The following is a 20,976-nucleotide window of genomic DNA, read 5'->3' on the forward strand; positions in this document are numbered from 1 at the left end:
GAAAAAATAAATTATATATATAAGAGTTAACTTTTATGTTAATTCAATCTTAAAAGAAAATCAGGAGGGAAAAATGTCAATCACTGTAGAAACTGCAAAAGAGCATGCAATGGACAACGCTGTAAGTTGTTGTAGATTTGAGGCCGGAACAATAATCGAGCCTTCAAACTTAGAGGACCCCGCAATATTCTTCGACTTAGAAGAGTCAGGGTTATTAAAATTTGATGAAAATACATTAAAAATCGGTGAGGTTTTAGGAGCAAAATTAATTAAAACCGCAGAAGCGTTAACACCATTAACAGCTGATATGTTAGAGGGAATTAATGTACAAACTGAAGAAGTAAAAGAAGAAGTTAAGGAAGAAATAGTTGGAACACCAACAGCAGCTACTGAAGCTGTAGCACCTGCTTCAATGACAACATCATTAAATGGTGGAATGTTAAAAATCCACATAGGTGAAGGAAAAGACATCAACTTAGAAATTCCAATGTTTGGAACTCAAGCAGCGTCTACTTCAGCAGCAACAACTGCACCAGTTGCACAAGTTGTAGAAATAAAAGAAACTGCAGCAACTACTGAAACTGCAGCAGTATTACCTGAAAGAAAATTAAGATCTTTAACTAAGAAACATTTCAAAATTGAAAATGTAGTATTTGGAGAAGAAACTAAAATAGAAGGAACTACTCTTACTGTAAGAAAAGGTGTAGAGTTAGAAGCCGTAGAATCTCAAGAGTTAGTAACATCTATGACTGTAGATATCATCACTCCTGCAGAGTATGACACTTACAGTGAAACTATCATGGACGTACAACCAATAGCTACAAAAGAAGAAGACTGCTTCTTAGGAACAGGAACTACAAGAGTAATCGACGGTGTTATCGTAATGGTAACTGGTGTAGATGAAGATGGAGTACAAATAGGAGAATTCGGATCATCTGAAGGAATCTTATCTGAAAACATCATGTGGAATAGACCTGGATCACCTGATAAAGGGGATATCTTCATCAAAACTACAGTTACAATCAAAGCTGGAACAAACATGGAAAGACCTGGTCCATTAGCTGCTCATGCTGCAAGTGATTTCATCACTCAAGAGATCAGAAATGTATTAAAGAAAGCTGACGAAACTTTAGTAACAGAAACTGAAGAATTAGTTCAATTCAGAAGACCTGGAAAGAAAAAAGTAGTAGTAATAAAAGAAATCATGGGACAAGGTGCAATGCATGACAACATCATTTTACCAACTGAACCAGCAGGAATCATGGGTGGAAGACCAAACGTTGACTTAGGAAACTTACCAATCGTTTTATCTCCATTAGAAGTATTAGATGGAGGAGTTCATGCATTAACTTGTATCGGACCTGCATCAAAAGAATGTTCTAGACATTACTATAGAGAGCCATTAGTAATCGAAGCTATGAACGACCCTGAAATAGATTTATGTGGTGTAATATTTGTTGGAAGTCCACAAGTAAACGCTGAAAAATTCTATGTATCAGAGAGATTAGGTATGACAGTTGAAGCTTTAGACGTAGAAGGAGCTATCGTAACAACTGAAGGATTTGGAAATAACCATATCGACTTCGCAAGTCATATTGAGCAAGTAGGAATGAGAGGAATGAAAGTAGTAGGAATGTCATTCTCAGCAGTTCAAGGTGCATTAGTTGTAGGAAACAAATATATGGAATACATGGTAGATAACAACAAGTCTGAAGAAGGAATCGAAAATGAAGTACTTGCTTGTAATACTTTATGTAAAGAAGATGCTTTAAGAGCTCTTGGAATGTTAAAGTCTGCTATGGATGGTTCAAAAGTTAAAGGACCTGAAAGAAAGTGGAATCCAAATGTTAAAGAGTTAAACTTAGAATCTGTAGAAGCTCACTTAGGGACAAAAATAGACAGAGTTTTAAATGAAACTTCTATTCCTATGAGTGAAAAAAGAACAGAAAAATTAAAAACAAAGTAGGTTTATGATATGAAATATGGAGATAGATTAATAAAGATGCAGGGAATCATAGTAAAGCTATCTGAAGGTGGCGTATCTATGGATTTAAAAGGAAGGTTAGGTCATCTAACTGTACCTATGAGAATGCTGATAACTGATTACGAATTAAAAGTAGGTCAAGAGGTTGAATTTAATCTGAGTTTTCCAGAAGTAATATCTGGAGAAGTAAATGAAAAATATGTAAGTAATATAGAGAAAAATAATAGAGGAGGAAAATAGAATGGCAATAAAAGGTATGCAATCTGAAATATTTGTACCGATCACTCCTAAGTCTGTTTGGACGCCAGTAACTAAACCTTTAAACGAAATGAAGATAGGTTTAGCAACTGCTGCAGGAGTACATTTAAAATCACAAGAAAGATTTAACTTTGCTGGAGATTTCACATATAGATTTATTCCAGGAGATGCACCTACATCTGATATGATGGTATCTCATGGTGGGTATGACAACGGAGACGTAAACAAAGACGTTAACTGTATGTTCCCAGTAGATCCATTAAATGAATTAGCAAAAGAAGGATATATTAAAGGTGTGGCTAATGTTCACGCTGGATTCATGGGTGGAGGTGGAAACCAAGAGAAATTTAAAAATGAAACTGGTCCTGCCATCGCTGCAAAATTTAAAGAAGACGGAGTAGACGCTGTAGTATTAACTGCTGGCTGAGGGACTTGTCACCGTTCTGCTGTATTAGTACAGAGAGCGATTGAGGAATCGGGGATTCCTACAATAATTGTAGCAGCATTACCTCCAGTTGTAAGACAATCTGGAACACCAAGAGCAGTAGCACCAAACGTACCAATGGGAGCAAATGCAGGAGCACCAAATGATCACAAGATGCAACTAGAGATTTTAAAGGCAACTTTAGAAAACTTAATGGAAATACAAACACCAGGTAAAATTGTACCATTACCATTCGAGTATATCGCAAAGGTATAAGTAGGGTTTTTAAAGGAGTAAGATATGAAGAGCTTAAAGAGGCGTAAATTGCAAATAAAAGCTTTTCACATAGAAGAAGTGGTTTTTTCGGAAGCCACTTCGATCTATAATCATGTTTTATCTCTAGGGGATGAATTTAAAACTCCAGAGATAAAATGTGGATTAGAATATGTGAAAGAATTGAAGATCGAAATAATAAAACCAAATGAAAAAGATAAGTTTGTTAATTCTATTATGGATTTTATTCCTATCTCAACAAAGGTATTAGGGAATATAGGTGAAGGAATAACTCATACATTAACAGGTGTAAGCGTTATGATAACAGGTGTAGATGAAGATGGAGTCCAGGTTGCAGAATTCGGATCTTCAGAAGGAATATTATCGGAACAAGTGGTATTTGGAAGGGCAGGAACTCCTCGAGATACAGATATAATTATTCATCTAGATTTAACTCTAGTATCAGGTGGAGCCAAAACAAGAGAAGGAATAGATCAGTGCCATGAAATTTGTGATGATCTTGTTCAAGGAATAAGAAAAAAATTAAAAAACTTGAATGGAAGAAGCTGCACAGAAGTATGTGAATTTTTTGACGAGATAAAACCAGGAGCTAAAAAAGTGGTTATACTAAAGCAAGTTGCAGGACAGGGAGCTATGTATGATACAAGACTTTTTTCTAGAGAACCATCTGGATTTTCAGGAGGAAAATCTATAATTGAATTATACAATATGCCTGTACTATTAACTCCAAACGAATATAGGGATGGAGCTATTAAGGCTATGCATTAGGAGGAATTATTATGGGAATTGGACCTTCAACTAAGGAAACAACACTGCATCATTTTAGAGATCCGTTATTAGATGTTGTTTCTAAAGATTCGGATATAGATCTATTGGGAATAATATTAGTAGGCACTCCACAGTTAAATGAAGAGAAAAATTTTGTAGGTAAAAGAGCTGCAAATTTAATTGAAGCCATGAGAGCTGATGGTGTTATTTTTTCACTGGATGGATGGGGAAATAGTCATGTTGACTATGAAAATACCATGAGAGAGATAGGTGAAAGAGAAATACCAGTAGTTGGAATGAGTTTTGTGGGAACACAGGCAGAATTTGTAGTTAAAAATAAATATATGGATACTATAGTCGATATAAATAAAAACGAAAATGGTATTGAAACAGAAGTTGTTGGAGAAAACAACATGACTTACTTAGACGCAAAAAAAGCTTTGGCAATGTTAAAGCTTAAAATAAGAAGGGGGAACAAAGAATGAAAATCAACAAACAGATAATAGCTGTAGATTCACACACAATGGGAGAACCAACTAGAATAATCATCAGTGGTGTACCAAAAATCCCTGGAAAAACAATGGCAGAAAAGAAGAGTTATTTAGAATCAAACTTGGATGATGTAAGAACATTAGCTATGCATGAACCTAGAGGTCACGCTGATATGTTTGGATCAATCATAGTAACACCTACAATAGATGAAGCAGATTTAGGAATAATCTTCATGGACGGAGGAGGTTACTTAAACATGTGTGGTCATGGAACTATTGGTGCAATGACAGTTGCAGTTGAGATGGGAATGGTAGAAGTTACAGAACCATATACAAACATCACAATGGAATCTCCTGCAGGATTAATAAAAGGTAGAGTTAGAGTAGAAGATGGGAAAGCTTTAGAAGTATCATTTACTAATGTACCAGCATTTTTACATAAAGAAGGCGTTAAAATAGATGTAGATGGAATAGGAACACTTACTTTAGATGTTTCATTTGGGGGAAGTTTCTTCGCTATATTAGAAGCGTCTCAATTAGGGTTAGATATATGCCCGGCTAATACAAATAAATTATGCGAATTAGGTGTTAAAATATTAAAAGCTGCTAATGAGCAAATTATAGTAAAGCATCCTGAATTAGATCATATCAAGACGATTGATTTAGTAGAGATGTATGGACCGGCTAAGAGTGAAGATGCGACATTACAAAATGTAGTGGTATTTGGAGAAGGTCAAGTAGATAGATCACCTTGTGGAACAGGAACATGTGCTAAGATGGCTACTTTATTTACTAAAGGAAAGTTAGCAAAAGGTGAAAGATTTGTTTATGAAAGTATAATTGAAACTAAATTTATCGGTGAAATATTAGAAACATCTGAAAAAGATGGAGTAAAATATGTAACTCCGCAAATTACAGCAAGTGCATACATTACTGGAGTAAACCATTTATATGTAGATCCAACAGATCCATTGAAATATGGGTTCTCACTGAAGTAGGAGTAACGAACAAAATAAAATAAAATCAAAGAGGAGGAAAAAATTATGGTACAAGTATTACTGGGGATTTTAGCAATTATGGGTATTTGGTATTTAGTTGTTTTTGCTAAAGATTACAAAGAGTTTAAAATGAATAACGCTGGGGTAGATGAAGGCAGTACAGCAGCACATGCAGGAATAGGTTTAGGAGTAAATTTCTTTGATACATTAGGTATCGGAGGATTCGCACCGATGACGGCACTTTTTAAGCAGTTTAACTTGGTTCATGACAGAATTTTACCGGGAACTTTAAATACAGCAATGACTATACCTGTAATGGCTGAAGCTTTTATATTTATAAAAAAAGTTGAAGTTGAACCAATGACATTAATTTCTATGTTAGTAGCGGCAACTCTTGGAGCTATATTAGGAGCAGGATATGTAGCTAAATTAGATGAGAAAAAAGTACAACTATACATGGGATCGGCTTTAGTAATAGTAGTATTGATAATGGTTGCACAACAGTTAGGATTAATCCAAGGTGGAGGAGAAGCAGTAGGACTATCTGGAATTAAATTAGTTATAGCTGTAGTTGGAAACTTCATCTTAGGAGCTCTTATGACTTTAGGAATAGGTCTATATGCACCTTGTATGGCTTTAGTATATGCTCTAGGTTTAAGTCCTTTAGTAGCATTTCCAGTTATGATGGGATCTTGTGCATACCTTATGCCGGCAGCAAGTGTAAAGTTTATTAAGGCAGGAGCTTACAATAGAAAAGCAACTTTAATGAATGCTATATTTGGTGTTGTAGGAGTAGTTATTGCTGCTTATTTAGTTACAGGGTTACCTATAGCAATATTGACTAAGATAGTTATAGCAGTAGTATTATATACAGCTATTAAATTAATAAAAGATTCTAGAAAGCCTGTTTCAGTAGCAGCTTAATTTAATCTACAAGTTGATTGGATATATTTCAATTTAATTAAACCTTCCCAGTTATTAGAGGTACAATCTATTAATTGAGGAAGGTTTTTTTATTATCTAAAAATCCATTTACTCTACTCATTAAAACATATTTTTGTATTATATAACATCCATATTAACCATTATAACATATAAATATATTTTATACTATACTTATTATATGAAAATTTTATGGAAGAATTAAGTATATAAATCGATCAAAAATTAAGATCTGTAAGGAAAAAATAAACTTTTTAAAGGGAACTTACATCTGATAAGTATAAGTAAATGAAAATAATAAATTTTTTTTCGTTTCTTTCTTTCCTAAAAGAATATAAAACAAAAGCCCTCCTAACTGTATGACTATTACAGTTAGGAGGGCTTTTGTTTTATTTGGAATCTACAATTTCAAATTTTTTTAACAAAAAATCATTTTTTCGATATAAGTGTACAATAATTGCTCACAAAAAGATGAAAAAATGCTCTTTTTTTCATCTTTTTGTTGACTTTTAGGGTGGAAACGGGTTATATTGAGATGTGAAAAATTTTAATATATTCTCAAGGGGGAAGCATGTCAGTAAAAGTAGCGATAAATGGTTTTGGAAGAATTGGAAGATTAGCATTAAGAATGATGGAAGATAATCCCGAATTTGAAGTAGTGGCAATAAATAGTATGAGTGGGGCGGAGACAGCGGCGTACCTATTAAAATATGATACAGCCCAAGGAAGATTTAAAGAGGATTTAATAAAGCATACAGAAAATAATATAATGATAGATGGAAGAGAGGTCGCTGTATTCACAGAAAGGGAAGCGGTAAATTTACCATGGGGTAAATTAAATGTAGATGTAGTTTTAGAGTGCAGTGGATTTTATACTTCAAAGGAAAAATCACAGGCTCATATAGATGCAGGAGCAAAAAAAGTAGTTATATCAGCACCAGCTTCTGGAGATATGAAAACAGTTGTATATAATGTAAATGATCATATCTTAGATGGAAGTGAAACTATAATATCAGGAGCATCTTGTACAACAAATTGTTTAGCTCCGATTGTAAAAGTTTTAGATGATAAATTTGGAGTAATCAGAGGATACATGACAACTGTTCATGCCTTTACAAATGATCAAAATACCCTGGATGGATCTCATAAAAAAGGAATTCATTCAAGAAGAGGTAGAACAGCTGCAGGGAACATGGTTCCTACGACAACAGGAGCGGCAACGGCTTTAGGTAAGGTAATACCACATCTGGACGGGAAATTAGGAGGGGCAGCTATAAGGGTTCCTGCTGTAACTGGTTCTTGTGTAGATCTTATGGTTAGATTAAAAAAGAACGTTGAAGCAGAAGATATTAATAGAGCGATGAAAGAAGCAGCCAACGAGACATTGGGTTATACAGAGGATCCTATTGTTTCTTCGGATTGTATAGGGATGCACTATGGATCTTTATTTGATGCACAATGTACAACGGTTATGACGGTAGATGGACATCAAATAATAAAAGTTTTGGCTTGGTATGACAATGAGATGTCTTACACTGCTCAATTAGTTAGAACTTGTAAAAAAATATCAAATATATAAAAATTATTACCTCCTAACTATATTACTATATAGAAGGGAGGTTTTTATTATATGGAATTTGTGGTATATCTTATATTAGGAGGTGATTCTGATGAAGAAAATAGTGTTGGCAGGCGGATGCTTTTGGGGTGTAGAAGCTTATTTTAAAAGAGTAAGGGGGATCTTGGCTACCAAATCAGGCTACGCCAATGGAATAACTGAAGAGGTTACTTATAAGGAAGTATGTACTGGTAAAACAGGGCACGTAGAGGCCTGTTTTTTGGAGTATGACGAAAAAATATTACCATTAAGAATGGTTTTAAATCATCTGTTTAGAATAATAGATCCAACTTTATTGAATAAACAAGGGGGGGATAGTGGTACCCAGTATAGAACAGGAATATATTATATGGATTTAGAAGATAGGGAAGCTATCGAACAATATATAGAAGATCAGAGAAATAGTTACTCAAATCCTATAGTTGTAGAAGTAGAAAAATTGGATAAGTTTTATGACGCCGAGGAGTTCCATCAGGAGTATTTAGAAAAAAATCCAAGTGGATATTGTCATATAAATTTTTCACTTTTAAAAGATAAAGAGAGACAGGAGCCAGTTAGGAAAAAATAGATCTATTCTAGATAATACTAATGTTTGAAGTCATTCTTTTTCGGTTGTCTTATGGTAGTTCAGATGGTATAATTTATATCATTTTAATAATCAATTATATTAAGAGCAAAAATAAAGTTATTACACATAGAGATAAAAAATAGAATTATAGGGGGAGAAAATGCATCTAATAAAAAAAGAACTTATAGTAGAAAAAAAGTTCATGGATGAATCTGTACAGTATATAAAAAGAGCGTTTTTAGATCAGGATGACAGGATATTTTTATATGCTACTAACAAGGGAAAAGATTTAGAAAAGATAGAACTTTCAGATTTAAGGGCTAGTCTAGATGCTAGAGTAGTAAAATTAAGTGATTCTCTTGGCTATCATGATTTGTTTGGACACACCAATGAGGAAAAATTAGAAAAACTTAAACATCCTTTTGAAATTTTAGATAAAATTGAAGGTATGTTAAGGGGAGAATAAAGGTTAAGAAAAAGTAAGATAAAAAAAGGGAAAACTGAATTTCAGTTTTCCCTTTTTATCTTATTTATGATTTTTTCCAGCTTCAGTAAGTTTGAAACCAGCTTCTGTTTTTTCAATAAGTCTATTTTTTAATAGTCCACCGATAGCTCTTTTAAAAGCTTTTTTACTAAGTCCAAATTCTCTTTTAATATCTTCAGGAGAACTCTTATCACTGATAGTCAATTTTTTATGGTAGTTAGTTTGAATACTCTCTAAGATCATAGAAGCGTCCTTATCCATCTGTACATGAGCTAGTAGTCTAGGACTAAGGTCAACCTTTCCATCTTCTCTAGTTCTGATTACACGGGCTTCTATTTCGTCTCCTACTTTATAATTACCAAAAAATTCGTTGTTAGGAATAAGTCCGTAGTATCTATCTTCTATAGCTACGAATATACCGATCTCAGGAACTACTCTATATACTGTACCTATTACCAATTCATTTTTTTCTAAGTCAAAGTTAGGTAATAAGAACTTATATACGTTCATGGTAGCAGAAACCCTGCCTTTTTTATCCTCGAATAATCCTACTAAATAAGTTTTTCCGATCTCTACTCTACACTCTTCCTGACCCTTTGGTAAAAGAAGGTCTTTAGATAATCCCCAGTCTAAAAATGCACCGAATGGAGCGATATCTACAACTTTTAATTTTGCCATTGTTCCAGCTACAGCGAAACTAGCTTCAAATGTAGCTATTAATCTATCTTCAGAATCTCTATATATGAATACATCTAAAACGTCTCCCTCTTGGATGTTTTTTCCTTCAATCTGATTATTTGGCAGTAAGACATTGTCGTCTGTATTTCCAGTTTCAGCATCAAGGTAAGCTCCGATAGTTGAGATGTTGTTTACAGTTAACTTTTGTCTTTTACCCATCTTGATTATTGATTGTTTAGGTGCTTCTTCTTCCATTATTTCATTGTTCTTTGTTACTTCATTCATTATTATCTCCTCATTAAATTCAAAATACGCCACTATATTTGCCAAATGTTACCCATTATTATACCATATATTCTATAAAATACTAAATAAACTTATTTTTGGTAAGATTAGAAGGTCTTGAAGCCAAGAATGGAGGGTTATTTTATGATTTTTAATTTTGGGGAAGTTGAAAAAAGCAATGAATATATTTAAGGATTAGAATGAAGTACTTAATTAAAAAAGTTTGTTATAAATTTTCACTACTTGGGGTAATTATGCAATCTTTGCCACATTCCTTAGCTTTATACATAAGGTCATCAATTAATTTTATAGTTTTTTCACTGCTGTGTTCATCTATATTTTTATGAGGGACTTCAAATAAACCAGCACTGAAAGTTATGGAAAAGTCATTTTCTCCCCATGATATTAAACTTAATTTTTCCTTTATCCTGAAAAGAACTTCGTAACTTTCGATTAGAAATGTATTACAGAAAATAATTATAAATTCTTCCCCTCCGATCCTTCCTAAATAATCATTTTTTCTTAGATTTTTTTGGATAGTATTTGAAAATTTTATGAGAACCTCGTCACCAAAAAGATGTCCAAAATTATCATTTACTCCTTTAAAATTATCGATATCTAGCAGGGCAATAGAAAAAGTAGATTTATTTATCTTGGAGAAGAAAAACTCATCTTTTAGTTTTTTCATGATGTATCTTCTGTTATAGGTTTTTGTAAGTTCGTCTTTTATAGACATCTCTCTAAGGTCATCTTCCATCTGTTTTCTAACACTTATATCTCTTACGAACACAATAAGTCTTTTTTTACCATTTATATAGATATATTTTGAGTTTATTTCTGTAGGAAAGAGCTCTCCATTTTTTTTCATATTAATTCTTTCTAAATACAGATCTCCTGTGGCCATATTATCGGGGATCACTTTAGGAATTTCTTCAGCAAATTCTTTAGGTACAAGATCCCTTATAGTAAGGTTCAGCATCTCTTTTTTTGTATATCCAAATATTTCATGGCCGCTTTGATTACATTCAAGGATTTCTCCACGTTCATTTTCTATATATATACCATCAAGGGATAGATTTAATAAAGTCTTGGAAATACTTTCTTCTGAAATTACTTTTTTATTTGTTTTGATGATATACTTTATCATTAGAACTCCCGTGATAAGAACAAAAATAGAATTAATTGTATGTGCTAGTTTGTATACGTTATCATATGATAGAAACCATAATACAATGAATATGAATAGTTGTATCGATATTATAATTGTCGTAAATAGCTTAATTTTTTTCATAAAACTTCCTCCTTTGATTTATCACTAAGAATATAACCTCTTTAGAGGTCTCTATGATGTGAAAGAACAATATTTAAAAAGTTACATATATATATAGCTTAACTTTAGAATTTTGATTTTACAAATTTTTTTAGATTGTATTGTGATTATCCTACTTTTTAAAACTAAAAAAATTAAATTTATTAATTTGAAAAAAATGCATATTAGCTAGGTTTTTTCTACATAATCGTTACATTTGATATCGTTTTAGTTTTAAATGCAGAAAAAAATGTAAAATTTATAAAAAAAATGAAAAAAGTGTTGACCATCATATATATATATGATAGTATAGTCCTTGTCGAGTGGTGAGATGTCCGAACTGGCTAAGGAGCCGGTCTTGAAAACCGGTGAACCCGCAAGGGGTCTGGGTTCGAGTCCCAGTCTCATCGCCATATACGGAGAATTGGGAGAGTGGTCGAATCCGCTCCCCTGCTAAGGGAGTGTACCCTTTACCGGGTACCGAGGGTTCAAATCCCTCATTCTCCGCCATATAAAAACTAAGTCGGTTGTAACCGCTTTTTTTTTACTCAATATGCGTACCTATAGCTCAATTGGATAGAGCGTCTGGCTACGGACCAGAAGGTTAGGGGTTCGACTCCTCTTAGGTACGCCATAAAAATAGTTGACATTATATCTTTTTTGTGATATCATGTCTTGTAAAATAAAAAATTAAATATATGAAAAGAAGAGACGCCCGTTTCTCACCTTATCATCACTAAACAAGAGTTTAGGTCTTAGGATCAAGTTAGATGCATTAGGTTACGAATTAAAAATGTGAATGAGTTACAAATTAAATGAAAATTTAATTTTAGGAATAACTTTTACAGGGCGTGTTATCATGCCCTGTTTTTTTTATATAATTTTGGAGGTGACTATTATTTCTAACAAAACTAGAATCAATGAAAGAATTAGAGCTAGAGAAGTAAGGGTAATATCGGATGATGGAGAGCAATTAGGAGTAATGACTTCAAGAGAAGCATTAAGCATTGCAGGAGAAAGAAAACTTGATTTAGTAGAAGTTTCGCCTACAGCTAAACCACCTGTATGTAAGATTATGGACTACGGAAAGTATAAGTATGAGCAGGCTAGGAAAGCTAAGGAAGCGAAGAAAAATCAAAAGCAAGTTGTAGTTAAAGAAATTAAGTTTAAAGCTAGAATAGATGTACATGATTTTGAAACTAAAATAGGAAAGATTAGAAAGTTCATTGAAAAAGAACACAAAGTAAAAGCTAGTCTTATGTTATTTGGTAGAGAGAGAATGCATGCTGCACTAGGAATAAAAAAACTTGATGAAGTAGCTGAAATTTTTAAAGATGAAGCTATTGTTGATAAAAAATATGGTGGACCGCAAAAGTTTATCATGTTATCACCATTAAAAAAATAATCATAAAATTGAAAGGAGGATATTTATTATGCCTAAAATGAAAACTCACAAGGGAACTGCTAAGAGAGTAAAAGTAACTGGAACAGGGAAATATATCACTAAGAAATCAGGAATGAGTCATATCTTAACTAAGAAAAAGACAAAAAGAAAGAGATCTTTAAACAAAGATATGGTATTACCTAAAGGTGCTGCTAGAATGATGGTAAGATTATTACCTACAGGTAAAGTTGGAAGATAATTATAATCTTTAAATAGATGTTAAGCAAATTTTTGAGATAGGAGGAACAAGCAATGTCAAGAGTAAAAACTGGTGTTATTAGAAGAAAAAGACATAAGAAAATATTAAAGAGAGCTAAAGGATTTAGAGGTGCGTCTGGTGACGTATTCAAGCAAGCTAACCAAGCTGTAATGAGAGCAGAAGCTTTCTCTACAAGAGATAGAAAAGTTAGAAAGAGAAAAATGAGACAATTATGGATCATAAGAATAAACGCTGCTGCGAGATTAAACGAAGTAACGTATTCTAAATTCATGAACGGATTAAAGAAAGCTGGAATCGTTTTAGATAGAAAAGTTTTAGCTGACTTAGCTGTAAACAATGCAGCAGAATTTGCTAAATTAGCAGAAACTGCAAAAGCAGCATTATAAAAAAGATCTAAAAGCTACTCATTTGAGTAGCTTTTTTTTTATAAAATTAGAATTATTGAAAGATTAAAATTAATTAATAATTAACTTTTAAATAGTACAGAATGGTGATATAATACCATTAAATTGTGAAAAAAATAGTTTAAAGAGAATTTATGTTTTTTCTGAAATGTAAATCAATGGATTGTTAGTTGACATAGTTTCTATTTTTTTTATACAATAGGTTATGGGGAAATTAAAAGAAAGTAAAAAAATATAAAAGCGCCTGAACTTCTGAATGAGTTCTCACCTTTAATAAGGTGTAAAACCAGGAGTTGACGAGGGCTAGGGAAAATCGAAAATCGGCGGGTACCCTAGAGGTTGTCACAACCTAAAGAAGAAACAAAAATAATCGGTGACGATTATTACAAAAATCTTCTAGTGGCTATTTTCTTTTAAAATATAACCCTTTAGATCGATAGATCTAAACGAACATTTGAAATCAAATATTTTAGGAGGAAGTAAAAATGTGTGGAATTGTAGGGTACATAGGAAACAAAAAACCAAAGGAAGTCTTATATAGCGGGTTATCAAAATTGGAATATAGAGGATATGATTCAGCTGGTATCTCAATTTTGAGCGATGACGGACTTATGAAAACATTTAAATCGGTAGGAAAATTAGCAAATTTAGGCGAAATAATAAAAGACAAAGAGATTTTAGGTCATGTAGGCATAGGACATACTAGATGGGCTACTCATGGAGTACCTAGTACTAGAAACTCCCATCCTCATAATTCACAGGATAATAAACTATCTATTGTACATAATGGGATAATAGAAAATTATGCAGAATTGAGGGAAGAGCTTAAAAATAAAGGGTATAAATTTTTATCCGACACAGATACAGAAGTTATAGTTCATTTATTAGAGGATAACTATACTGGAGATCTGTTAGAATCTGTATTTAAAATATTGCCGATCTTAGATGGTGCCTATGCAATAGGAGTAATTTCATCGGATCAGCCTGATCTATTGGTAGCAGCTAGAAAGGGGTCACCATTAGTTATAGGATTAGGAGCAGAGGAAAAATATATAGCATCAGACGTACCAGCAATCCTAGAATATACTGATAAAGTAATATTTTTAGAAGATGGAGATGTAGCTTCATTAAAAAAAGATGAGATAAAGATATGGGATTTAGATAAAAATGAAAAAAGTACAGAGGAAACAAAGATAGAATGGTCGTTAGAAGCTGCTGAAAAAGGTGGGTACGATCACTTTACCCTAAAGGAAATCCATGAACAGCCAAAGGTTATCACGGAGACCTTAAATGGAAAGATAAATGGTGACAGTGCTATCATAGATGAGATAACACTATCAGAAGAAGAATTAAAAAATATAACTAAGATTCATATGGTAGCATGTGGAACATCTTATCATGCTGCTTTAGTAGGGAAATATATGATAGAGCAGGAGCTAAGGATACCGGTTGAAGTAGAGGTAGCTTCTGAATTTAGATATAAAAATCCAATAATTGCCGCAACAGACTTGGTGATATTGATATCTCAATCTGGAGAAACAGCAGATACATTGGCGGGACTGAGAGAGGCTAAAAAAAGTGGAGCGAAGGCGATTGGAATAATCAATGTAATGGGAAGTACTATATCTAGAGAAGCAGATGGAACAGTATATACCAATGCAGGTTTAGAGATAGGTGTAGCTTCTACTAAAGCATTTGTATCACAACTAGTAGCACTTTATATTCTGACTTTATATCTAGGCGAAAAGAAAAATATATTAGGTGTAGAGAGAAGAAGATATATAATTGAAAATTTAAGAAAATTACCAAATATTGTAGAAAAAATATTAGAAATAGAAGATGATATTAAGGGAAAAGCAGCAATATTAGATGATGTAGCATCTAGTATATTCATAGGTAGAAATATAAATACAGCAATAGCCTATGAGGGTGCTTTGAAATTGAAGGAGATCTCATATATCCATGCAGAAGGTTACCAATCGGGAGAATTAAAGCATGGTCCTATAGCACTTATAAATGAAGAATGTCCATTGATAGCGATAGCTACTAAAAGTGATACATATGATAAGGTTAAATCGAACATTGAGGAAGTAAGAGCTAGAGGTGGAAAAGTATTAACGGTAGCAACTGTAGGAGATACAGAAATATCAGGGATATCAGATGAAGTTATCTATATACCAGAAATAGATGAATTGTTTTCACCAGTAATAAATGTTATACCATTGCAGATATTATCGTATTATGCAGCTGTAAATAGAGGTGTAGATGTAGATAAACCTAGAAATCTAGCTAAATCTGTAACAGTAGAATAAGGAGTTGTGATACTTTTTTTTAGAATCAGGGGGGAGAGAGAGATGTTAAGAACAGCAATATTTATGGAAATTAATGAGATGGAAAACCTGGATGAGAGAAGAGTAGATCTTAGATCAGAACTGATTTTTAATCCAGATGATCGTGTGGCTTTGAAAGAATTAGGAGCAATACTTTGTTTCCAAAAAAAAACAGATGATGCCATAAGGGTTTACAAGAAAGTGTTAGAATCAGATCCGGAAAATGCAGAGTATATGGCGTATATGGGGTATCTCTACTATGAAAAGGACGATTTTTTAGAGGCTATAGAGCTTTTTAATAAAGCTTTAGATATAGACCCAGAAGCTCCATTTGTGTATTTTTTATTGGGAAATGCTTATTCAAGGATAGGAAGGATAGTAGATGCTATAAGAGCCTATGATTTGGCGATATTCTTAGATTTTGATATCTATGATGCTCATGTAGAGTTTGCTATAAAATACGAGAGAATGGGGCGTTTAAAAAGAGCGGTGAAGGAATATATAGCTGCCTATGAAATTGACCCAAGAGACGAAGCTGTTAAAGAAAAAATAGAATTTTTGAGAGAAAAGATAGGAAAATAAAATTTTAAATATTAGAATATATTAAAAAGAGGAGAGATGATAATTCATCTCTCCTCTTATATTAACTAGGTTTTGTAAGTTCTATGGTTATAGTAGTTCCTTTGTTGAATTCACTTTCAATATAGATGTTTCCGCCATGTAGTTCGACGATATCCTTTACAGTGGAAAGACCTAAGCCAAAGCTATTTTTTTGCCTGTTTCGACTTTCATCTTGGATATAGAACCTTTCAAAAACATGTTTTAGATTTTCTTTTGGGATTCCTTTCCCTTGGTCTTTGATTACTATATAGTGATATTTTTTCCTGTGAAATGAATCGATGGAGATTTCGCGATTTTCAAGTGTATATTTAGAACTATTTTTTAATAGTTCCCTTAATGCTTGAAGGATCAAATCTTTATCGATATTTAAAATAGATATTTTATTTCGTATAATTTTATAATTGTGATCTTTATCTATAAGTTGTTGTTTTTCCATAAGCTCTTTTATCAAAGAGGAAATTTCAAAGGGAACAATATTATTTTTTAACATTTTATTCTCTTTGCGAGCTAAAAAAAGAAGTTTTTTTAGCAGGTTTTCCATATTACTTACTTCTGTTAAAATTTCCGCAATACCCCGATCAACCATAACGGGATCAGATTTTGCCCCGGCATTTAAAAGATCTGCATAACCTTTGATCACTGCTAGGGGCGTTCTAAGTTCATGGGATGCATTGGAAATAAATTTATTTTGAGATTTAAATGATATGTCCAATCGATCTATCATCTCATTTATGACTATTGAAAGTTTCCCCAGTTCATTATTTTGGTTTATAATGGTGATTCTTTCGCTCAAATCGTGTCTATTAATTTTTTTTACAGTCTTAGTGATCTCGTGGATGGGCGATTGGATGATCTTGTCGATCTTTCTCACTACGCCAAGGGAGATCATTATGATAAAAATACTAGAAAAGAAAAGAGAGTTCATAAGAGCTATAGTATCGTTCTTTACTTCATCTGAATCGGAATAGATTTGAAGATAGACCTTCTGATCTCCGAATTTTAGCAATAAATTCTTTATAATTAAGGCATTTTTATTATTTAATACATACTGAAATTTCCCTAATTCTTTGTTGTAATCGTGAATAGAGTCATTTGATTCAGTGGAAAAAAAAATGTTTTCATATATTAAATTGATATGCAAGGAAGGTTGGCTTCCTTGGGTTATAGCAAATTCAGCTATTTTTTTATTGATTAATTTAATAGCTGAATTTTTATCCAAATGTTTAACCATTTGTAATTCTTTGTGAACGATAAGAGAGGTTTTATTTATTTCAGATTTAATTCTCCTATTTTCCCAATTTAAAAATACTACAATAATCACTACATGAATAGAGATTAAAATAATAAGCATAGATGATAGGTAGGAGGTAATTACGGTACGTTTAATAGATATATGTTTATCCATAAATTACCTTATTATATATCCGATACCTCTAACATTTTCAATTAGTTTTTCAGAAAAATCCTTATCTACTTTATTTCTAAGATAGTTGATGTATACTGATACAATGTTATTATTTTCTTCATAGAAACCTTGCCATAATTTGTTGATAATCTCTTCCTTACTGATTACTTTTCCTTTATTTTCCAATAAAAGTTGTAATATTTTTAATTCTTTTTTTGTTAAATTTAATTCTACTCCGTCTCTTTCAGCTCTATATGTATCTAAGAATATAGTTATTCCTTTATGAGTAAGAATTTTAGGTTTAGAATTTTTAGATTTTTTAGTGTTAGCCTTTATCCTAGCTAAAAGTTCAGCGAATTCAAATGGCTTTGTCAAATAATCATCGGCTCCAGCATCAAAGGCAGAGATCTTATCATTGATACTGTCTTTAGCTGTCAGCATAATTACAGGAACTTCAGAAAAAGTTCTGATCTCCTTGCAGACATCAATTCCACTTCCGTCTAAGAGCATAATATCTAAAATAATTAAGTTGTAATCGTATTCTTTTATTAATTTAATTGCTTCTTCTCCCCTAGGGGTAATAACGGTATCGTAATGAGCATATTTCAGTTGGAATTCCAATAGTTGTGAAAGGCTGTTATCATCTTCAACGATAAGAATTTTTTCCATGGTATATCATCTCCTTGTATTTAAATAATATTATGAATGCCCTTAAAATTAATAAAAACAGAAACTCAGGGTATCGATTTTAAAAAGATAACGGTATTATATATATCTATTATACTACATTTTTGTATAAAAGATGAATATATTTTAAGAGAGAATTAAGATTAAAGTGTTATTATTTTTAGTGGAAAAAAAACAAGAAAAGTATTAGAATAAATTTAAGATATTTGATAATTAAGGGGTAAAATAAAGGGGCATATAATTAGAAAAAATGAACATAGGGAGGGAAGAGATGAAAAAAATAAATTTGGTGATTTTAATGGTAATGGTAGGAGTATCGGTTTATTCTATGGACATCTCTACTCTACTTAAGATAAATATTATGGAAAAAGAGATTGAAAAAATTTTTATTGCTGACCATTCTCAAATACCTAATGGAGGGAAACCAATAACTTGTGAAGTTGAAGTGAATTTATTTGAGAAAAGTGGCATAGTAAGACTTATAGGTAAAAATGTTGTAGGGATAAATGAGTTGATTGCAAAATCTGAAGGTGGATTTTTTGATGAATACTTCAAGAGAATAGTGGCGTTGGTAAAAGATCAGGTGAAAGCTAACGACTATGAAGTGAATCTAATTTTTGTGAGTGAGGATGAAAATAAATTAATAGCCAGAAGGTATTATATAATATAGAAAAAAAGACTTATTCATCACCGATGAATAAGTCTTTTTTTTATTTACAATTGTAGATCTCCATATTTAATCCAATTCTTTTTTCTCATGAATTCACTTATAAAATAAGTGAAAATTCCCGGAAGAATAAAGTGGAGGAGTAAAATTCCTAAAAGCCCATCAGTACCCATGGTTTTAAAGGTACCTATCTGTCCAACTAATCCAGAAGTTCCCATACCAGCACCAATTGAATTATTTTTCATGTGGAACACGGTAGTTGCTAAGGGTCCTAAAATTGCAGAAGTAAGGATAACAGGTAGAGCAACAATAGGTTTTTTTATAACATTGGGAACTTGAAGCATAGAGGTTCCTAATCCTTGGGAGACCAATCCTCCAACCTTATTTTCCCTATAGCTGGAGACTGCAAACCCGATCATATGAGTGGCACATCCAACTGTAGCAGCACCAGCTGCAATTCCTGATAATCCTAAAGAAATTGAGATAGCAGCACTAGAAATTGGCAGTGTTAAGATGATTCCCATTACCACTGAGAGAGTAATTCCCATAGGAATAGGATGAAGAGTAGTAAGTGTATTTATAAATATCCCGACTTCTTTCATAAAATCCACCATAAAAGGTGAGACTAAGCTAGCTGCAAGCCCACCGCAAATAATTGTTAAAGAAGGGATTAATAAGATATCAAACTTTGTTCGACCGCTTATCAATCGACCAACTTCGGCTCCTACAAGGGAAGCTATAAATGCTCCTACAGGTTCCCCTATAGTTATTCCGCCACCAGCAGTAATGGTACCGGCTCCTAAAGCACCGCAAATAATTGCTGAGAATATAGCTAAAGGATGGACTTTTAAACTATATGCTACTCCTGCACCAATAGCAGGACCCATCATCCATTGAGCTATCTGCCCATAGTGAGACAGGAAATTAAGTCCTGTATAAACTCCGATTTGTTTTAAGATAAGACCTATTATAAGGGATGAAAAAAGTCCCAAAGCCATACCATTTAATACCTTGGTAAGATAGGTTATTCCTGATTTGAAGATATTTTTCTTTTGTTCTAAACTGTTGATATTAGTTGTCATAAATTAACTCCTTTATTTTTTATACTGATATAATTATATCATAAGCATTATAAAATTAAAAATGGACGTGCTGTAATAATTTACTCACTTTCGTTGGCTGAAAAAGATTGACTTTTTCTTACAAAAATGATATTATTAGTAGCTATTTAACACGTTAGGTATTTCTAGGGAAGGTGCCAATCTATATTGGTCTCCTAGTTTCGAGCTTAACGGAAGTTTAAAAACCAAATACAAATATTCAAGGAGGAACACAAAAATGGCAGTAGTAACTATGAAACAATTATTAGAAGCAGGAGCGCATTTCGGGCATCAAGCTAAGAGATGGAATCCAAAAATGGGGAAATATATCTTCACAGAAAGAAACGGAATCCACGTATTAGATTTACACAAATCTTTAAAGATGATCGAAGTTGCATATAACGTAATCAGAGACGTAGCAGCTGACGGTGGAGACGTATTATTCGTTGGAACTAAAAAGCAAGCTCAAGAAGCTGTAAAAGTACAAGCTGAAAGAGCAGGAATGTACTATGTAAACAACAGATGGTTAGGTGGAATGATGACTAACTACCAAACAATCAAAACTAGAATCGCTAGATTAAAAGAATTAGAAGCATTAGATGCAGATGGAACTTTAGATGCAGCTTACACAAAGAAAGAAGCTTCTATGTTAAGAAAAGAATTAGTAAAATTAGATAAGAACTTAGGTGGAATCAAGAACATGAAAGCAGCTCCTAAAGCAATCTTCGTAGTAGACGTTAAGAAAGAATTCTTAGCTGTTGAAGAAGCTAACAAATTAGGAATACCTGTAATCGCAATGGTTGACTCAAACGTTGATCCAGATCCTATCACATTCCCAATCCCTGCAAATGATGACGCTATCAGATCAGTAACATTAATGTCTACTATCATGGCTAACGCAATCATCGAAGGTAGAAAAGGTATGGAAGCAGCACCAGCTGAAACTAAGTAATTAAATACAAAAATGGAATTGAGTACTTTTGTACTCAATTCTTCT

Annotated in this window: 23 protein-coding genes and 3 tRNA genes; 21 read left to right on the forward strand and 5 right to left on the reverse strand. The window is 32.7% G+C overall.

Annotation, left to right across the window (positions count from 1 at the left end; translation table 11 throughout):
• The first annotated feature begins 73 nt into the window (after positions 1-73).
• The 11 genes from prdA to K337_RS0101985 all read left to right on the forward strand — a co-directional run bounded on the left by prdA (position 74) and on the right by K337_RS0101985 (position 8,811).
• On the forward strand, positions 74-1,966 hold the full coding sequence (gene prdA / locus K337_RS0101935; protein WP_028855084.1) for a D-proline reductase (dithiol) proprotein PrdA: 1,893 nt from the start codon (positions 74-76) through the stop codon (positions 1,964-1,966).
• A 9-nt stretch (positions 1,967-1,975) separates the two neighbouring features.
• Positions 1,976-2,224, forward strand: a complete 249-nt coding sequence (locus K337_RS0101940) for a CBO2463/CBO2479 domain-containing protein (protein WP_028855085.1) — start codon at positions 1,976-1,978, stop codon at positions 2,222-2,224.
• A 1-nt stretch (position 2,225) separates the two neighbouring features.
• On the forward strand, positions 2,226-2,669 hold the full coding sequence (locus tag K337_RS20495; protein WP_037029056.1) for a glycine/sarcosine/betaine reductase selenoprotein B family protein: 444 nt from the start codon (positions 2,226-2,228) through the stop codon (positions 2,667-2,669).
• Positions 2,670-2,804: 135 nt separating this feature from the next.
• Positions 2,805-2,942, forward strand: coding sequence for a hypothetical protein (locus K337_RS20500; RefSeq protein ID WP_211226076.1), 138 nt, complete (start codon positions 2,805-2,807; stop codon positions 2,940-2,942).
• Between the two features lie 24 nt (positions 2,943-2,966).
• Entirely contained in the window at positions 2,967-3,728 is a 762-nt protein-coding gene (prdD, locus tag K337_RS0101955; RefSeq protein ID WP_028855088.1) for a proline reductase cluster protein PrdD, read from the forward strand.
• An 11-nt stretch (positions 3,729-3,739) separates the two neighbouring features.
• The gene (locus tag K337_RS0101960; RefSeq protein WP_028855089.1) at positions 3,740-4,213 is read left to right on the forward strand and encodes a glycine/sarcosine/betaine reductase component B subunit; all 474 of its coding nucleotides are present in this window, start codon (positions 3,740-3,742) and stop codon (positions 4,211-4,213) included.
• Positions 4,210-5,217 (forward strand): proline racemase family protein, encoded by a 1,008-nt coding sequence (locus K337_RS0101965; protein ID WP_028855090.1) that lies wholly within the window; start codon positions 4,210-4,212, stop codon positions 5,215-5,217. The genes K337_RS0101960 and K337_RS0101965 overlap by 4 nt, the downstream gene beginning before the upstream one ends.
• Positions 5,218-5,262: 45 nt before the next feature.
• The gene (locus K337_RS0101970; protein ID WP_028855091.1) at positions 5,263-6,141 is read left to right on the forward strand and encodes a sulfite exporter TauE/SafE family protein; all 879 of its coding nucleotides are present in this window, start codon (positions 5,263-5,265) and stop codon (positions 6,139-6,141) included.
• 589 nt (positions 6,142-6,730) lie between these two features.
• Positions 6,731-7,738, forward strand: a complete 1,008-nt coding sequence (gene gap / locus K337_RS0101975; RefSeq protein ID WP_028855092.1) for a type I glyceraldehyde-3-phosphate dehydrogenase — start codon at positions 6,731-6,733, stop codon at positions 7,736-7,738.
• Positions 7,739-7,829: 91 nt separating this feature from the next.
• Positions 7,830-8,345 (forward strand): peptide-methionine (S)-S-oxide reductase MsrA, encoded by a 516-nt coding sequence (gene msrA, locus K337_RS0101980; RefSeq protein WP_028855093.1) that lies wholly within the window; start codon positions 7,830-7,832, stop codon positions 8,343-8,345.
• A 160-nt stretch (positions 8,346-8,505) separates the two neighbouring features.
• Complete coding sequence (locus K337_RS0101985; RefSeq protein ID WP_028855094.1) at positions 8,506-8,811, forward strand: hypothetical protein; 306 nt, start codon at positions 8,506-8,508, stop codon at positions 8,809-8,811.
• Between the two features lie 60 nt (positions 8,812-8,871).
• On the opposite strand, the gene K337_RS0101990 is transcribed toward K337_RS0101985, so the two are convergent.
• Both K337_RS0101990 and K337_RS0101995 read right to left on the reverse strand, forming a co-directional pair.
• The gene (locus K337_RS0101990; protein WP_028855095.1) at positions 8,872-9,735 is read right to left on the reverse strand and encodes a CvfB family protein; all 864 of its coding nucleotides are present in this window, start codon (positions 9,733-9,735) and stop codon (positions 8,872-8,874) included.
• 283 nt (positions 9,736-10,018) lie between these two features.
• Positions 10,019-11,083 carry a sensor domain-containing diguanylate cyclase gene (locus K337_RS0101995; protein ID WP_084140764.1) on the reverse strand — a complete coding sequence of 355 codons (1,065 nt, stop codon included), beginning with the start codon at positions 11,081-11,083 and terminating at the stop codon, positions 10,019-10,021.
• 343 nt (positions 11,084-11,426) lie between these two features.
• Here K337_RS0101995 and K337_RS0102000 point away from each other — a divergent pair.
• The 8 genes from K337_RS0102000 (at position 11,427) to K337_RS0102035 (ending at position 16,081) form a co-directional block, all read left to right on the forward strand.
• Positions 11,427-11,514, forward strand: a tRNA-Ser gene (locus tag K337_RS0102000).
• A gap of 5 nt (positions 11,515-11,519) precedes the next feature.
• Positions 11,520-11,611: transfer RNA gene (locus K337_RS0102005), tRNA-Ser, on the forward strand.
• Positions 11,612-11,658: 47 nt separating this feature from the next.
• Positions 11,659-11,735 (forward strand) — tRNA-Arg (locus K337_RS0102010).
• 225 nt (positions 11,736-11,960) lie between these two features.
• Complete coding sequence (infC, locus tag K337_RS0102015) at positions 11,961-12,506, forward strand: translation initiation factor IF-3 (protein ID WP_051251564.1); 546 nt, start codon at positions 11,961-11,963, stop codon at positions 12,504-12,506.
• A gap of 28 nt (positions 12,507-12,534) precedes the next feature.
• Positions 12,535-12,744, forward strand: a complete 210-nt coding sequence (gene rpmI, locus K337_RS0102020) for a 50S ribosomal protein L35 (RefSeq protein ID WP_028855098.1) — start codon at positions 12,535-12,537, stop codon at positions 12,742-12,744.
• A gap of 53 nt (positions 12,745-12,797) precedes the next feature.
• The gene (gene rplT, locus K337_RS0102025; protein WP_028855099.1) at positions 12,798-13,151 is read left to right on the forward strand and encodes a 50S ribosomal protein L20; all 354 of its coding nucleotides are present in this window, start codon (positions 12,798-12,800) and stop codon (positions 13,149-13,151) included.
• A 503-nt stretch (positions 13,152-13,654) separates the two neighbouring features.
• Positions 13,655-15,481, forward strand: a complete 1,827-nt coding sequence (glmS, locus tag K337_RS0102030) for a glutamine--fructose-6-phosphate transaminase (isomerizing) (RefSeq protein WP_028855100.1) — start codon at positions 13,655-13,657, stop codon at positions 15,479-15,481.
• Positions 15,482-15,523: 42 nt separating this feature from the next.
• Positions 15,524-16,081, forward strand: a complete 558-nt coding sequence (locus K337_RS0102035) for a tetratricopeptide repeat protein (RefSeq protein WP_028855101.1) — start codon at positions 15,524-15,526, stop codon at positions 16,079-16,081.
• A gap of 61 nt (positions 16,082-16,142) precedes the next feature.
• On the opposite strand, the gene K337_RS17475 is transcribed toward K337_RS0102035, so the two are convergent.
• Positions 16,143-17,525: a sensor histidine kinase gene (locus tag K337_RS17475; RefSeq protein ID WP_051251565.1), complete on the reverse strand. Its 1,383-nt coding sequence runs from the start codon at positions 17,523-17,525 to the stop codon at positions 16,143-16,145.
• A 3-nt stretch (positions 17,526-17,528) separates the two neighbouring features.
• On the reverse strand, positions 17,529-18,194 hold the full coding sequence (locus tag K337_RS0102045; RefSeq protein WP_028855102.1) for a response regulator transcription factor: 666 nt from the start codon (positions 18,192-18,194) through the stop codon (positions 17,529-17,531).
• A 289-nt stretch (positions 18,195-18,483) separates the two neighbouring features.
• Between K337_RS0102045 and K337_RS0102050 the strand changes: the two genes are divergently transcribed.
• Positions 18,484-18,882: a hypothetical protein gene (locus K337_RS0102050; RefSeq protein WP_028855103.1), complete on the forward strand. Its 399-nt coding sequence runs from the start codon at positions 18,484-18,486 to the stop codon at positions 18,880-18,882.
• Positions 18,883-18,926: 44 nt separating this feature from the next.
• Here K337_RS0102050 and K337_RS0102055 read toward each other — a convergent pair whose 3' ends face one another.
• The gene (locus K337_RS0102055) at positions 18,927-19,961 is read right to left on the reverse strand and encodes a PTS sugar transporter subunit IIC (RefSeq protein WP_051251566.1); all 1,035 of its coding nucleotides are present in this window, start codon (positions 19,959-19,961) and stop codon (positions 18,927-18,929) included.
• 256 nt (positions 19,962-20,217) lie between these two features.
• Between K337_RS0102055 and rpsB the strand changes: the two genes are divergently transcribed.
• Positions 20,218-20,931, forward strand: coding sequence for a 30S ribosomal protein S2 (gene rpsB / locus K337_RS0102060; protein WP_028855105.1), 714 nt, complete (start codon positions 20,218-20,220; stop codon positions 20,929-20,931).
• Positions 20,932-20,976 lie beyond the last annotated feature (45 nt).

The sequence above is a fragment of the Psychrilyobacter atlanticus DSM 19335 genome (genome assembly GCF_000426625.1).
In the GTDB taxonomy this organism is placed as follows: domain Bacteria; phylum Fusobacteriota; class Fusobacteriia; order Fusobacteriales; family Fusobacteriaceae; genus Psychrilyobacter; species Psychrilyobacter atlanticus.

Excerpts from the sequence above, each read along its gene's own strand:
- prdA (WP_028855084.1), top strand. The coding sequence starts at position 74 with ATGTCAATCACTGTAGAAACTGCAAAAGAGCATGCAATGGACAACGCT.
- K337_RS0101940 (WP_028855085.1), top strand. The coding sequence starts at position 1,976 with ATGAAATATGGAGATAGATTAATAAAGATGCAGGGAATCATAGTAAAG.
- K337_RS20495 (WP_037029056.1), top strand. The coding sequence starts at position 2,226 with ATGGCAATAAAAGGTATGCAATCTGAAATATTTGTACCGATCACTCCT.
- K337_RS20500 (WP_211226076.1), top strand. The coding sequence starts at position 2,805 with ATGGGAGCAAATGCAGGAGCACCAAATGATCACAAGATGCAACTAGAG.
- prdD (WP_028855088.1), top strand. The coding sequence starts at position 2,967 with ATGAAGAGCTTAAAGAGGCGTAAATTGCAAATAAAAGCTTTTCACATA.
- K337_RS0101960 (WP_028855089.1), top strand. The coding sequence starts at position 3,740 with ATGGGAATTGGACCTTCAACTAAGGAAACAACACTGCATCATTTTAGA.
- K337_RS0101965 (WP_028855090.1), top strand. The coding sequence starts at position 4,210 with ATGAAAATCAACAAACAGATAATAGCTGTAGATTCACACACAATGGGA.
- K337_RS0101970 (WP_028855091.1), top strand. The coding sequence starts at position 5,263 with ATGGTACAAGTATTACTGGGGATTTTAGCAATTATGGGTATTTGGTAT.
- gap (WP_028855092.1), top strand. The coding sequence starts at position 6,731 with ATGTCAGTAAAAGTAGCGATAAATGGTTTTGGAAGAATTGGAAGATTA.
- msrA (WP_028855093.1), top strand. The coding sequence starts at position 7,830 with ATGAAGAAAATAGTGTTGGCAGGCGGATGCTTTTGGGGTGTAGAAGCT.
- K337_RS0101985 (WP_028855094.1), top strand. The coding sequence starts at position 8,506 with ATGCATCTAATAAAAAAAGAACTTATAGTAGAAAAAAAGTTCATGGAT.
- K337_RS0101995 (WP_084140764.1), bottom strand. The coding sequence starts at position 11,083 with ATGAAAAAAATTAAGCTATTTACGACAATTATAATATCGATACAACTA.
- infC (WP_051251564.1), top strand. The coding sequence starts at position 11,961 with ATGCCCTGTTTTTTTTATATAATTTTGGAGGTGACTATTATTTCTAAC.
- rpmI (WP_028855098.1), top strand. The coding sequence starts at position 12,535 with ATGCCTAAAATGAAAACTCACAAGGGAACTGCTAAGAGAGTAAAAGTA.
- rplT (WP_028855099.1), top strand. The coding sequence starts at position 12,798 with ATGTCAAGAGTAAAAACTGGTGTTATTAGAAGAAAAAGACATAAGAAA.
- glmS (WP_028855100.1), top strand. The coding sequence starts at position 13,655 with ATGTGTGGAATTGTAGGGTACATAGGAAACAAAAAACCAAAGGAAGTC.
- K337_RS0102035 (WP_028855101.1), top strand. The coding sequence starts at position 15,524 with ATGTTAAGAACAGCAATATTTATGGAAATTAATGAGATGGAAAACCTG.
- K337_RS17475 (WP_051251565.1), bottom strand. The coding sequence starts at position 17,525 with ATGGATAAACATATATCTATTAAACGTACCGTAATTACCTCCTACCTA.
- K337_RS0102045 (WP_028855102.1), bottom strand. The coding sequence starts at position 18,194 with ATGGAAAAAATTCTTATCGTTGAAGATGATAACAGCCTTTCACAACTA.
- K337_RS0102050 (WP_028855103.1), top strand. The coding sequence starts at position 18,484 with ATGAAAAAAATAAATTTGGTGATTTTAATGGTAATGGTAGGAGTATCG.
- K337_RS0102055 (WP_051251566.1), bottom strand. The coding sequence starts at position 19,961 with ATGACAACTAATATCAACAGTTTAGAACAAAAGAAAAATATCTTCAAA.
- rpsB (WP_028855105.1), top strand. The coding sequence starts at position 20,218 with ATGGCAGTAGTAACTATGAAACAATTATTAGAAGCAGGAGCGCATTTC.